Genomic DNA, 12,604 nt, shown 5'->3' with positions numbered 1-12,604 from the left:
GCCGGCCCCATGTCCTTCTTCGAAGTGCTTTCACCGGTTCCACAGAAGATGGACATGGGGGGTGACCTCCCCCTGCGCTTCCGCACGCGTCCGCTGCTCGGCCAGGTCGTGTGGCCGCTGCTCGGGCTGGTGCTGCTGGTCGTGCTCCCCGCCGCCTACGCACTGGACCAGGGCCTGTCCCTGGCCCTGCTGCGCGAGCAATGGATGCTGCCGCTGGTGGGCGTCCTGGGCCTGTTCGTGACCGGGACGCTCATCGTGCGGTGCGTGACGACCCGCTTGGAGGTGTTGGTGACGGCCTCGGAGGTGTCGCTGCGCGGTGGAGGGGCCCTGAGCGCCTTCACCTGGAACGAGCCCCTGGATCACTACGCGGGCCTTGACTGCGAGCGGCGCCACCACCCGGACTGGATTGGCGCGCAGGACGAGTACGGCATCGCGCTGACGCACCGGAAGGACCCCGAGCGGAACGTCGTCGTGCACTGGGGCCGCGATGCCCGGCGCTTCGAGGACCGGCTCGCGCGCTACGCCCAGCTCCTCCGGCTCCCCATCCGCCGGGAGCAGCGCGCGCCCATCGCGCAGCCGCGCGTCGCCCGGAGGTAACCGCTCCCACTCCGCCTCCCCTCCCGCCACGGGCGTCCCTTGACGCGTCGGAGATTTCCGACGTATCAATCCGGGCCATGTCCGAACCGGATGTCTTTTCGGCGCTCTCCAATCCGGTGCGCCGGGAAATCCTGCTGCAGCTGCGCAAGGGGCCTCGCGCGGTGAACGACCTGGCGAGCGGCTTCAACCTGGGCCGGCCCGCCGTCTCCGAACATCTCCAGGTCCTGCGCAAGGCGCGTCTCGTCCGCGAGGAGCCGCGCGGCCGTGAGCGCTACTACCACCTGGATCCGCGTCCGCTGTCGGAGGTGGACGACTGGCTCAAGGCCTTCACGCACTACTGGAAGCAGCGGCTCGCCGCGCTCGAGGACGTGCTCGACGAGGAGTCACGCAAATGAATCCCCCCGCCGTCATCCAACTGGACCACGTGTATGCCCATCCGCCCTCCGCCGTGTGGAAGGCTTTGACGGACCCGGCGCTCCACGCGAAGTGGTGGGCTGCGGGCGACGTGCGCCCCGTCGTGGGCCACCGCTTCACGCTCGACATGGGCGCCTGGGGTCAGCAGCCCTGCGAGGTGCTCGCGGTGGAGCCGGAGCGGCTGCTCCAGTACCGCTTCGCCACGGGAACGCTCGACACGACCCTCACCTGGCGGCTCGCGCCGGAGGGAACGGGGACGCGGCTCACGCTCGTCCACGAAGGCTTCAACCTGGACTCGCCCATGGGCCGCCGGGCCTTCGAAGGGATGAAGCCGGGCTGGCCGGGGGTGCTCGCACGGCTGGGCACCGCGCTCGGCGCCTGAGTGCCCGCCCCCTGAGACGAGGCGTGGACGCACGGGGGGAACGCGGATACAAGGCCGCCGAATGGAGGCCGTACCCGTGAAGAAGCCCACCCTCGTCACCGAAATCTCGAAGGAGTTCACCTTCGAGGCCGCGCACCGCCTGCCCAACGTTCCGGAAGGGCATAAGTGCTCGCGGGTGCACGGCCACAGCTACCGCATCGAAATCACCCTCCGCGGCCCCGTGCATCCGCAGTTCGGGTGGATCGTGGACTTCGCGGAGCTGAACGCCGCCTGGCAGCCGCTCCACGCCCAGTTGGACCACCGGCTGCTCAATGACGTCCCCGGCCTGGAGAACCCCACGAGCGAGCTGCTGGCCGCGTGGCTCTTCGAGCGCGTGAACGTGCCCGGCACCACCGTCGCGCGCATCCGCGTGGCGGAGACCTGCACGTCCTCGTGCACCGTCTACGCCGCGGAAGGCTGAAGCCGCTTCAGCGCTCTATCTGGCCCAGGTTGGCGTGGATGACCGCGCCATTCAGGACCGGGGTGGTGGCGCAGAGGTAGAGCACGCCGGAAATCTCCTCCGGCGTGATGAGCCGCCCGAACGTCGTCATCCCCGCCACGCTCGCCCGGACCGCGGGGTCCGTTCCCATGTGCTCACGGAGCATCTCCGTGTCCGTAAAGCCGGGGCAGACGCAGGCGGTGTGGACCTGGGTCCCCGCCAGGTCCTGGCAGGTGGCCCGCATCATCCCGATGAGCGCGTGCTTGGTCGTCACGTAGGACGCCACGCCCTTCACGGCCTTCTCCCCCAGCGTGGACGACACGTAGAGCAGGGACGAGCCGTCCGTGAGCAGCGGTCGCGCCAGGCGGTTGAGCACCAGTGGGGCCACCACGTTGACCTCCAGCACGCGGCGCAGGTGGTCCGCGTCCATGCTCAGCGCGTCGTCGTGCTCGTAGAGAGCGGCGTTGTGGATGACGGACAAGCGCCCTGGTCCGGCGCCGTCGCGCAGCGCCGCTTCGACCGCGGGCTCCCAGCCCGGTACGGCCAGGTCCACCGGCACGTTGACGACGCCCGGCACGGTGCAGGGGCTTCGCGACACGTTGATGACGCGCCAGCCCTCCTTGAGGAAGCGCTCCGCCGCCGCCCGACCAATGCCCCGGCTGGCGCCGGTGATGAGGACCTGATCAGACATCGCGTTTCCACTCCCAGGAGGCCCACTGGCCAGGGCCGGAGGCGCACTTCACCACCAGCCCGGTGATGTGGTCGCGCGCCATGCCGCTGCCGTCGCCCACCAGCTCCTCGCCGAAGACGCGCGCCAGCTCCTCCAGCGACACGTTGGCCACCGGGAGCACCGTGACGTCGCGCGCGAGGAAGCGCAGCTCCTCGCCGTTGAAGTGCGCCACGTGGTTGCCCTTTTCGTCCCGCTCCAGCCGCAGGTGCTTGGAGCGGCTGGGGAGGAAGAACGTCTCGTTCCAGGACTTGCAGCGGTTGATGATGGCCTGCTTGAGCGGGCCGTAGTCCGAGAGCAGGCCATCGTCGGCCACCTCCCCCGTCAGCGCGACGTAGACGGAGAAGTTGTGCCCATGCAGGTTCTCGCGGTGCGTGGCGGAGAAGATGGTGAAGTGCCCCGCGGAGAACTTCATCTCTTCCTTGTGCAGCTCGAGGGTCGTGGTGCGCGGAGCCATGGGATGGCCCAGGGCATACCACCCAGGGCCAAGGCCGGACTAGAAGAGGAAGTCCGTGGTGAGGAAATCCGACTCTCTGCGCGTCAGGATGGATTGGACGAGCGCGGTGTTGTCCGGCGTCGTCTTCGTCGCCACCAGCGTGCGGATGGAGAACACCCGCAGCGCGTCCGCCACGGACAGCGTCCCTTCCGCGGAGTCCTTGCGGCCGTTGAACGGGAACGTGTCCGGCCCGCGCTGGCACTGGCAGTTGAGGTTGATGCGGCCCACCTGGTTGGAGAACGCGTCGATGAACCGCCCGACGCGCGCGGAGTCCTTCCCGAACAGGCTCAGCTGCTGACCGAACTGCGACTCCACCACCAGCCGCACGGCCTCCGCGTCCTCGTCGAAGACCATCACCGGCACCACCGGACCGAACTGCTCCTCCGTGGCGAGCCGCATGTCGCGCGTGACCGGGTACACCACCGTGGGTGAATAGAACGACCGGGCCCCCTGCCCGCCCGTCTGGTTGACCACGCGCGCGCCCTTCGACACCGCGTCGTCCACCAGCCCCTGGAGGTATGTCGCCTTGCCCGGCTCCGGCAGCGGCGTGACGGCGACGCCCGGGTCCCAGGGCATGCCGGGCTTGAGCTTGTCCACGGCGGCGGTGAACTTCGCGAGGAACGCGTCCACGATGTTCCGGTGCACCACCAGCAGCTTGAGCGCCGTGCACCGCTGGCCATTGAAGGACAGCGTGCCGGTGATGCACTCCTTCACCGCGTTATCCAGGTCCGCGTCCTCCAGGATGATGGCCGGGTTCTTCGCGTCCAGGCCCAGCACGGACTTGAGGCGGTGCGGCCGGGGGTGCATGCGCTTCAGTTCGCTGGCGCCCTTGTTGGTGCCGATGAAGGCGAACAGGTCCACCTGCCCGCTCTCCATCAGCGCGCCCACGGTCTCCCGGCCCCGGCCATAAATGATGTTGATGACGCCGGGCGGGAAGCAGTCCCGGAACGCCTCCAAGAGGGGCCGCACCAGCAGCACGCCGAACTTCGCCGGCTTGAACACCACGGTGTTGCCCATCAGCAGCGCGGGGAAGAGCGTGCTGAAGGTCTCGTTGAGGGGGTAGTTGTACGGCCCCATGCACAGGGCCACGCCCATGGGCGCGCGGCGGATCTGCGCCATGATGCCCTGGTCCTGGACGAAGCGGGACGAGGTGCGATCCAACTCCTTCAGCGCGCGGATGGTCTCCACGATGAGATCCACCGTGCGGTCGAACTCCTTCTCCGAGTCCGGCTGCGTCTTGCCAATCTCCCACATCAGCAGGTTCACCACGGCGGTGCGCTGGGCGCGCATGGCGGTGAGGAAGCGCTCCACGTGCTCGATGCGCTCGGCGACCTTGAGGGAGGGCCAGACGCCCCGGCCGGAGTCGTAGGCCTTCACCGCCGCCGCCAGCGCGTCCAGGGACTCACGCGAGGTGAGCAGCGGGGTCGCGCCAATGACCTTCTGCTTCAGCCCGTCCGGGGTCCGGACGAACACGGGGCTCGCCACCGGGTTGAGCTCACCGGCCCAGGTGCGCAGCTCGCCTCCCACCAGGTACTCGCGCTGCTCCAGATAGGCAGGCAGCCGCACGCCGGGGGGAATCTGCTCTTCGGAGGGAAAGAGGGTGTCGAGTGCCGTCATGGACGGCCTTTCTAATCAGACACCGCGCCCCCGGCACGGTTTCCCTTCATGATGAAACCATGATGAGGAGACGAGCCCCCCATGCGGTTCGATGCGGGGCGCATCTGGATGATGGCTCCACCCTGATGCGCGAGAGGTGGTCCATGCTGAAGTCCCTCCTGAGAAGTGCCCTGCCCCTGCTCTTGATGATGCTCCCCGTGGCCACGCGGGCCCAGCTGGATGCGGGCGCCCCCGCTACGAGCACCATCATCGGCACGGTGCTTGACGACACCACCAAGAAGCCCGTGATGGACGTGGTGGTCTCCGCGACCTCACCGAGCCTGCAGCGTGAGCAGGTGGTCGTCACGGACGCCCAGGGGAACTACCGCATCCCCCGGCTCCCCGCGGGTACGTACACCCTGAGGTTCGAAAAAGAGTCGTTCAAGCCTTTCGCCCGCCCTGAAATCCAGCTGAAGCCCAACCGCACCATCCGACTGAACGTGGAGCTGCTCCCGGAGAGCTGGTCGTCGACGGAAACCATCGTCGGCGCGCCCCCGACCATCGTCGGCGCGCCCCCGACCATCGACGTGGGATCCACGAACCAGGGCGTGTACGTGGACCCGGAGTTCATCAAGCGCATCGCGGTGGTGCGCCCGGTGGGCAAGGGCGGCGCGACGCGCAGCTTCGAATCCCTGGCGGAGCCCAAGCCTGGCAATGGCTACGTGGTGGACGGTCTGAGCACGAACACCCCGTCGGGCGACGGCGACCCAAACAGCACCAACGACCGCGCGCGTGCCCCGTCCTGGGCCCTGCCACACATGCACATCGTCGTCCCGGACGGCACTCCGCAGACGGTGTACCGCGCGCCCCAGGCCTCGGCGGACCCGACGCCGCAGCCCGCGCCGGAGCGCACCGAGGCCCCGCAGGGTCAGCGCTTCTTCGACATGTACTTCAAGGGCTACGGCGTGAACCCCACCGTGGACACCGAGGAGGAGCGCTTCTCCACCTTCTCCGTGGATACGGACACGGCGTCGTACACACTGACGCGCGCCTACCTGGAGCGCGGCGCGCTTCCCGACGAGCAGGCCGTGCGCGTGGAGGAGTTCGTCAACACCTTCGACTACGACTATGCCAACGCTGCGGACGCGCCCTTCAGCGTGAACGTGGAGGGCTTCCCCTCCCCCGCGCGCAAGGGCTACCAGGTGGTGCACATCGGAGTGAAGGCGCGCGACGTGAGCAACGCGCAGCGCAAGCCGTCACACCTGGTCTTCGTCATCGACGTGTCCGGCTCCATGGCCATGGAGAACCGGCTGGGCCTGGTGAAGCGCTCGCTGCGCCTCTTGGTGGACGCGCTGGATGAGCGGGATCAGGTGTCCATCGTCGTCTACGGCACCACCGCCCATCAGGTGCTGGCCCCCACCAACGCCACGCAGAGGGCCGTCATCCTGAGCGCCATCGACAGCGTCCAGTCGGAGGGGTCCACCAACGCGCAGGCGGGCATGGAGCTGGGCTACACGCTGGCCGCGAGCCACATGCTCAAGGGCGGCATCAACCGCGTCATCCTCTGCTCGGACGGCGTGGCGAACAACGGCGTCACCGAGGCGGATGGCATCTGGGCGCTCGTGAAGGAGAAGGCGGCGGCGGGCATCACCCTGTCCACCGTGGGCTTCGGCATGGGCAACTACAACGACGTGCTGATGGAGCGGCTGGCCCAGGTGGGTGAAGGCAACTACTCCTACGTGGACAAGCTGGAGGAGGCCCGCCGCATCTTCGTGCAGAACCTCACCGGCACGCTCCAGGTGGTGGCCAAGGACGTGAAGCTCCAGGTGGAGTTCGACCGCAAGACGGTGTCCCGCTACCGCCTCATCGGCTACGAGAACCGGCTGCTCACCAAGCAGCAGTTCAACGACGACCGCGTGGACGCGGGCGAGGTGGGCGCGGGCCACGCCGTCACCGCTCTCTATGAAGTGAAGCTGCGCGACCCGTCGCAGACGAACTTCGGCACGCTGCGCATCCGCTACAAGGCCCCGGAGGGCGGCAGCTCGCGCCTCATCGAGAAGGCCATGCCCATGACGCTCCTGCGCCCCGCCTATGAGAAGGCCGCGTCCCCCACCCGCCTGTCCTACGTGGCCGCCGCCTTCGCGGAGAAGTTGCGCGGCTCCTACTGGGCGCGCCCGCTCACCTACGACGCGCTCGTGTCGCTGTGGGAGGAGTTGGGTACGCCGCTGAAGACCCGCGCGGACGTGGTGGAGCTGGGCAACCTCATCCGGCTGGCGAAGAAGCTGGACCGCCGCGAGGACCGCTTCGAGTCCTTCGCGCCGGTGCGCACCATGGACGCCGACCGCGTCCCCACCATCAAGTAGGGACTGTCCGGATGCCGCGCAGGCTGCTGCCCACCCTCGTCGCACTCGTGCTCGGCCTCGCCGGGCTCGCGGTCGGCCTGGGCTATCTCCACCGCATCTTCGCCGCTGAACGCGAGGATGCTCGGGCCTCGCTCCGTTCCCGGCGCGAGGCCCTGGAGCAGTACGCCCGCGCGTCGTTGGGGCAGGCGCTGCGAGAGGGACTGGATGCCTCGCGTTCCACGCTCGCCGCGGCGAAGGAGGATCCGCTCGTGGCCACGCCGGGGCTGTACCTGCGGGAACAGGGGGAGCAGGTGCTGCCGCGGCTGGCTCTCTTCGATACGGCGGGGGACTCCCCCGCGAAGGACCGCTACGCGCGGCTGCGCGCCGGCACGGAGGTCGCGGACGAGGACGAGGGGCCCTGGAAGGAACGGCTGGAGCGGATGGCGCTGGTGGAGCAGTCGCTGAAGGCGAAGGACCGGCGGGCCACGCTGCTGTCGCTGATGGCGATGCTCCAGCACCGCGCCCGCTTCGTGCTCGCGTCCACGAGGGACCTGCCCTCGATGCTGGTGGTGCTGGAGGACGTGGCGGCGCGGGGCGACGTGGTGCCGGACCTGATGCGGGCCCTGGTGCGCGACGGGCTCGTGGATGGACAGGGCGGTGGGCGGCTGGAGGGGTTGCAGCGGCTGCTGTTGCTCAAGCGCTCGCGCTTCACGCCGGAGGACTTCGACTTCCTGCGTGGGAAGGTGGTGGCGCTCTCCATGCGCGTGGGCGTGCCGGTGGCGGACTTCGAAGCAAGGACGCGCGAGATGGCGTCGACGCCGCTTCCCCTGCCGGAGGAAGTGCGGGAGCCGGTGCTGGCGCGGTCCGGCTGGTACCTGGAGCCGCTCCAGGGGGCCGACGTACGCGGGCTGGCGCTGGACCTGTCAGGGCTCCTGGCGGGGCTCACCCGCGAGATGCGGGAGCGCGGCCTGCTGAAGGCGGACGGACACGTGGCCCTGCCGGGGGATGCGCCAGTACTGACGCTGGCGTCGCTGCCGGTGGCGGTGGAGTCGTCCGAGTGGACACGGGGCGAAGAGGCGCTGGAGAGCCGCTACCGGATCAAGACGCTGATGCTGGTCCTGTGCGCGGCGCTGGCGCTCACCATCGCGGTGCTGGCCTTCGTGGCGCAGCAGCGCAAGTACCGCTTCCTGGAGCTGAAGAGCGACTTCGTGGCCACGGTGTCGCACGAACTGCGCACGCCGCTGGCCTCCATCCGCCTGCTCGCGGAGACGCTGGAGTGGCGGGTGGCGGAGGGCGCGGACGCGAAGGACTACCCCGCGCGCATCATCCGCGAGGCGGACGGGCTGGGCTTCCTGGTGGAGAACCTCCTGTCCTTCAATCGCATCGACAAGGGGCGCTGGGTGCCGAAGCTCGCGCCGGTGCGGTTGGACGAGCTGGTCTCCAACCTGCGCCGGGACCTGGAGTCCGGCGCGCCGATGCCGGTGGAGCTGACCGCGGACGTGGACGCGCGTGAACTGAACGCGGACGCGCAGTTGCTGCGGCTGCTGCTTGCGAACCTGGCGCGCAACGCATGCGCGTACAACACGCGAAGCCCCGTGTGCCTGCATGTCCAGACGCTGTCCGGAGGTCGCGTGCACTTCACGGACAACGGCACCGGCATCCCGACGTCCGAGTGGGAGCACGTCTTCGGCGAGTTCTACCGGCTGTCCGGCCGCGACGGCCGCGAGGTCCCCGGCAGCGGGTTGGGGCTCGCGCTGTGCCGGAAGATTGCCCGGCTGCACGGAGGCACGCTGCGCGTGGCGGCCTCCAGCACCGAAGGCACCACCTTCGAACTGACGCTTCCCGAGTACCGGAGCAACGCATGACCACCGCCGCCCCCACCGTCCTCGTCGTGGAGGACGACCCGAACCTACGGCTCGCGCTGCGCGACAACCTGGAGCACCAGGGAGGCTACGCCGTGGAGGAGGCCTCCACGGTGAAGGAGGCGCGCGAGCACCTGTCCCGCCGCGACTTCCAGCTCATCCTCCTGGACGTGATGCTGCCGGATGGAGACGGCTACTCGCTCTGCCGCGCACTGCGAGAAGAAGGCCTGAGCGTACCGGTGCTGATGCTCACCGCGCGCACGCTGGAGGAGGACGTGGTGCGCGGCTTCGAGTCCGGCGCACAGGACTACCTGGGCAAGCCCTACCGGCTGCGCGAATTGCTCGCACGTGTGGGCGCCCACCTGAAGCGCAGTGGCGGTGTCATCCCAGCGAAGGTCCTGCGCTTCGCGGGCTACAGCGTGGACCTGGACCGGCGGCGCGTGGATTCCCCCGAAGGCGCGGAGGTGGAACTGACGCGCAGGGAGTTCGACCTGCTGGCCTTCTTCCTGAAAGAGCGCGAGCGGGCGCTCAAGCGTGACGAAATCCTGGACGCGGTCTGGGGCACGGACGTGGTGGTGGATCCACACACCGTGGACAACTTCGTCTCCAGCATGAAGCGCAAGCTCAAGTGGACCAGCGCCTCACGCTTCTCCATCCAGACCGTGCGCGGCGTGGGCTACCGGATGGAAATCGAGCGAGGCTCCTGACCGCTTGTCAGCCCCGGGACCGCGGGAAAGACTGGCCGCATGGCCTCTGCCCGCCGCGTCCTCGTCCCGCTGCCCGACCATGATTTCGACGTCACCGAGGTGGCCGTCCCCTGGCGCCTGCTCACCGACGCGGGCCACGAAGTGGTGTTCGCCACGGAGAAGGGCCACATGCCCGCCGCGGATCCGCTGCTGCTCACCGGCGTGCTCTTCGGACAGCTGGGCGCGGATCCGGAGCCCAAGCGCTTCTATGGCGACCTCACGCTCACGCAGGCCTTCCAGAAGCCTCTGACCTGGGACGCGGTGACGCCGTCGGATTTCGACGCGCTCCTGCTGCCTGGAGGCCATGCGCCGGGCATGCGGCAGTACCTGGGCAGCGGCGCGCTCCAGGCGAAGGTGGCGGCGTTCTGGGCGCTCCAGCGGCCCGTGGCGGCCATCTGCCACGGCGTGCTGGTGCTGGCGCGCACGAAGGACCCCGCCACCGGCAAGAGCGTGCTCCACGGCACGCGCACCACGTGCCTGCCGAAGTACATGGAGCGCTCCGCGTACCTGCTGACCGCGTGGAAGCTGGGGCGCTACTACCGCACCTATCCCGCGTACGTGGAGGAGGAGGTCGTCGCCGCGCTCGCGGACCCGAGCCACTTCGAGCGAGGCCCCCGCGTCCTGTCCAAGCGCGGCACCGCGACGGACCACGCGCCCGCCTTCGTGGTGGAGGACGGGCGCTACGTGTCCGCGCGCTGGCCGGGGGACGCGTACCTCTTCGCGGAGCGCTTCCTGAAGCGTCTTTCGGATTCCCCGGATTGACTGGATATCTAGCCTGATGGCATGAAGCCAGGAGACTTTGTTCTTTCAGAAAACAAAGTCTACCTGGGATGTACAAATACACCTCCCAGGAGTTCCTCCATCTGCTGGCGGTACCCATGGGAGACGTCATGAGCCACAAGGGAATGATCCGCGGTCTGTCTTTGCTGGGAGTCGTGGGCGCGCTGGCGGGCTGTTCGGGCCCGGAGGCCGGAGACACCGCGCAAGAAGCCGTGGGCCAGGTGGAGAGCGCCGCCGTGGTGTCGACCATCACGGAGGGCGACTACGTCATCCGCTCGGTGCGGACGAACAAGTGCATCGACGTGGCGTCGTCCAGCACGGCGGACGGCGCGAAGGTGCAGCAGTGGGACTGCAACGGCACCAACGCGCAGAAGTTCCACATCTCGCCCACGTCGGGCGGGTTCTGGAAGATCATCAACGTCAACAGCGGCAAGGCCCTGGACATCGTGGGGGTGAGCACCGCGGAGAACGCGGTCCTCCACCAGTGGACCTACGTCGACGGCGCCAACCAGCAGTTCCAGTTCATCAACCGGGGCGGCGTGCAGTTCAGCTTCCACCCGCGCCACACCGGCATGGCCATGGACCTGTCGTACGGCTTGCCTGACAACGGCACCCTCATCGTCCAGTACCCGTTCTACGCGGACCGCGACAACCAGCGCTGGACGTTCGACAAGGTCTCCGGCGGCGGGACCGGGGGCGGCTCGGGCTTCGGGGGCATCCTCACCCGCGACATGTTCAACACCATGTTCCCCGGCCGCAACGGCTTCTACACGTACGACGCGCTCATCGCCGCCGCGAATGGCTTCCCGGGCCTGGCGACGACGGGTGACACCAACACGCGCAAGCGCGAGGTGGCCGCCTTCCTGGCCAACGTGTCACACGAGACGGGCGGGCTCGTGTACATCGAGGAGATCAACAAGGGCGACTACTGCGACACGTCGTGGGGCCCTCCGGGGTGCAGCTGCGCCCCGGGCAAGCGGTACTTCGGACGCGGACCCATGCAGCTGTCGTGGAACGGCAACTACTGCGCGGCGGGCAACGCGCTGGGCCTGCCGCTCCAGGCGAACCCGGACCTGCTGGCCCAGGACGCGAACGCCGCGTGGCGCACGGGCTTCTGGTTCTGGACCACGCAGAACGGCGCGGGCTCCATGACGGCCCACAACGCCATCGTCAACGGCGCGGGCTTCGGTGAGACCATCCGCACCATCAACGGGTCGGTGGAGTGCTACGGCCGCAACCCCGGCCAGGTGAAGAGCCGCGTGGACACGTACAAGCACTTCTGCAGCCTGCTGGGCGTGAGCCCCGGCAACAATCTGGAGTGCTAGGCCCGGTGCGGGTGGCGCTCAGCGCCTCTGGCGAGCGCCACCTGCATCCGTCAGACACGCCCCTAGCGGGCGGGCGCCTGGTTGCGCCAGATGAGCAACACCTGGTTGATGGTGTTCACCCACCGCCGCGCGGCGTCCGCGTCCTCGTAGATGCCGTCCTTCATCAGCTTGAAGACGAAGTCGTTGCCATCCTGGAGGAGCAGCCGGATGCCGTCGCCCTTCCAGAAGCTCTCGCGCACCTCCGCGCGGGCAATGTCCTTCAAGTAGAAGTTGAAGAGCAGCGTGCCGTTGGCGTCCTCGGCGAAGACGCGCTTGCTGGTCATCGTCGCCAGGTAGGTGCCGAAGAACGTGTCATCGGGCCTCCGCGTCGCCACCAGGGACTGCAGCTGGATGTCTTCCTTCGGGGCCAGCAGGACCTTCGTCTTCATGACTCCCCCTCCTCGGACCTGCCGCCCTGGAACAGCGGGCCTTCCTTGTAGAGCTCTGTGTATCCACACGTGTCACAGACCGCGGCGAACAATGAAAGGACCTGCGGCGTCGCGAAGCTGTCGTCCGGCTGCAAGGTGTAGCGGCTGGGGGGGACGGTCAGCAGGGTGTTCGGGCAGTTGATGCAGAGGAGGGTCTTCGACTCCTTCTGCACAGGGTGTGCGCGCAGGGGCATGGACTCAGTCCTCGGTGATCTTGTTGTGGCCGCGAGGCGTGTTCTTGTTGATCTTGTCCCGCGCCGCCTGGTCCTTCATCCGCGCGATGTCCGCCTGCGTCTGCTCGTGGCGGTTCGAATCGATCCGGTCATAGGCGTCGTCCATGACGGCCCCCAGCCGGCTCTTATACACATCTCCTATCCCCCGCAACCCGCGGC

The 12,604-nt window shown here is 68.5% G+C and carries 15 protein-coding genes; 9 read left to right on the top strand and 6 right to left on the bottom strand.

Going from position 1 to position 12,604, the window contains the following annotated elements; all coding sequences use genetic code 11:
* Nucleotides 1–54 precede the first annotated feature (54 nt).
* The 4 genes from D7V77_RS13905 (at nucleotide 55) to queD (ending at nucleotide 1,853) form a co-directional block, all read left to right on the top strand.
* A complete protein-coding gene (locus D7V77_RS13905; RefSeq protein ID WP_147452063.1) occupies nucleotides 55–597 on the top strand; it encodes a hypothetical protein in 543 nt (180 codons plus the stop codon).
* 77 nt (nucleotides 598–674) lie between these two features.
* On the top strand, nucleotides 675–992 hold the full coding sequence (locus D7V77_RS13900) for a helix-turn-helix transcriptional regulator (protein WP_120566657.1): 318 nt from the start codon (nucleotides 675–677) through the stop codon (nucleotides 990–992).
* On the top strand, nucleotides 989–1,393 hold the full coding sequence (locus tag D7V77_RS13895; RefSeq protein WP_120576763.1) for an SRPBCC domain-containing protein: 405 nt from the start codon (nucleotides 989–991) through the stop codon (nucleotides 1,391–1,393). The genes D7V77_RS13900 and D7V77_RS13895 overlap by 4 nt, the downstream gene beginning before the upstream one ends.
* A 61-nt stretch (nucleotides 1,394–1,454) precedes the next feature.
* Nucleotides 1,455–1,853 carry a 6-carboxytetrahydropterin synthase QueD gene (gene queD / locus D7V77_RS13890; RefSeq protein WP_120576762.1) on the top strand — a complete coding sequence of 133 codons (399 nt, stop codon included), beginning with the start codon at nucleotides 1,455–1,457 and terminating at the stop codon, nucleotides 1,851–1,853.
* Between the two features lie 7 nt (nucleotides 1,854–1,860).
* Here the strand turns inward: queD and D7V77_RS13885 are convergent, their stop codons facing one another.
* The 3 genes from D7V77_RS13885 to D7V77_RS13875 are packed head-to-tail and all read right to left on the bottom strand — an operon-like array spanning nucleotide 1,861 to nucleotide 4,711.
* Nucleotides 1,861–2,562 carry an SDR family NAD(P)-dependent oxidoreductase gene (locus tag D7V77_RS13885; protein WP_120576761.1) on the bottom strand — a complete coding sequence of 234 codons (702 nt, stop codon included), beginning with the start codon at nucleotides 2,560–2,562 and terminating at the stop codon, nucleotides 1,861–1,863.
* Complete coding sequence (locus D7V77_RS13880; protein WP_120576760.1) at nucleotides 2,555–3,055, bottom strand: 6-carboxytetrahydropterin synthase; 501 nt, start codon at nucleotides 3,053–3,055, stop codon at nucleotides 2,555–2,557. The genes D7V77_RS13885 and D7V77_RS13880 overlap by 8 nt, the downstream gene beginning before the upstream one ends.
* 39 nt (nucleotides 3,056–3,094) lie before the next feature.
* Nucleotides 3,095–4,711 carry an NADP-dependent glyceraldehyde-3-phosphate dehydrogenase gene (locus D7V77_RS13875; RefSeq protein ID WP_120576759.1) on the bottom strand — a complete coding sequence of 539 codons (1,617 nt, stop codon included), beginning with the start codon at nucleotides 4,709–4,711 and terminating at the stop codon, nucleotides 3,095–3,097.
* Nucleotides 4,712–4,896: 185 nt separating this feature from the next.
* Between D7V77_RS13875 and D7V77_RS13870 the strand changes: the two genes are divergently transcribed.
* The 5 genes from D7V77_RS13870 (at nucleotide 4,897) to D7V77_RS13850 (ending at nucleotide 11,745) form a co-directional block, all read left to right on the top strand.
* Nucleotides 4,897–7,053 carry a von Willebrand factor type A domain-containing protein gene (locus D7V77_RS13870; RefSeq protein ID WP_233596979.1) on the top strand — a complete coding sequence of 719 codons (2,157 nt, stop codon included), beginning with the start codon at nucleotides 4,897–4,899 and terminating at the stop codon, nucleotides 7,051–7,053.
* 11 nt (nucleotides 7,054–7,064) lie between these two features.
* Nucleotides 7,065–8,897, top strand: a complete 1,833-nt coding sequence (locus tag D7V77_RS13865) for a HAMP domain-containing sensor histidine kinase (protein ID WP_120576758.1) — start codon at nucleotides 7,065–7,067, stop codon at nucleotides 8,895–8,897.
* Complete coding sequence (locus D7V77_RS13860; protein WP_120576757.1) at nucleotides 8,894–9,601, top strand: response regulator transcription factor; 708 nt, start codon at nucleotides 8,894–8,896, stop codon at nucleotides 9,599–9,601. The genes D7V77_RS13865 and D7V77_RS13860 overlap by 4 nt, the downstream gene beginning before the upstream one ends.
* A 39-nt stretch (nucleotides 9,602–9,640) precedes the next feature.
* Nucleotides 9,641–10,402, top strand: coding sequence for a type 1 glutamine amidotransferase domain-containing protein (locus tag D7V77_RS13855; RefSeq protein WP_120576756.1), 762 nt, complete (start codon nucleotides 9,641–9,643; stop codon nucleotides 10,400–10,402).
* Nucleotides 10,403–10,530: 128 nt separating this feature from the next.
* A complete protein-coding gene (locus D7V77_RS13850; protein ID WP_120576785.1) occupies nucleotides 10,531–11,745 on the top strand; it encodes a glycoside hydrolase family 19 protein in 1,215 nt (404 codons plus the stop codon).
* Nucleotides 11,746–11,807: 62 nt separating this feature from the next.
* Here the strand turns inward: D7V77_RS13850 and D7V77_RS13845 are convergent, their stop codons facing one another.
* The 3 genes from D7V77_RS13845 to D7V77_RS43710 form a co-directional block, all read right to left on the bottom strand.
* Nucleotides 11,808–12,173, bottom strand: coding sequence for a hypothetical protein (locus D7V77_RS13845; RefSeq protein WP_120566647.1), 366 nt, complete (start codon nucleotides 12,171–12,173; stop codon nucleotides 11,808–11,810).
* Nucleotides 12,170–12,406: a hypothetical protein gene (locus D7V77_RS13840; RefSeq protein WP_121778537.1), complete on the bottom strand. Its 237-nt coding sequence runs from the start codon at nucleotides 12,404–12,406 to the stop codon at nucleotides 12,170–12,172. The genes D7V77_RS13845 and D7V77_RS13840 overlap by 4 nt, the downstream gene beginning before the upstream one ends.
* A gap of 4 nt (nucleotides 12,407–12,410) precedes the next feature.
* The coding region (locus D7V77_RS43710; protein ID WP_233596976.1) for a hypothetical protein at nucleotides 12,411–12,604 on the bottom strand (194 nt) is incomplete at its 5' end.

This window comes from Corallococcus sp. CA041A (assembly GCF_003612075.1).
Taxonomy (GTDB): domain Bacteria; phylum Myxococcota; class Myxococcia; order Myxococcales; family Myxococcaceae; genus Corallococcus; species Corallococcus exiguus.
This window is presented reverse-complemented; position numbering and strand designations above follow the sequence as displayed.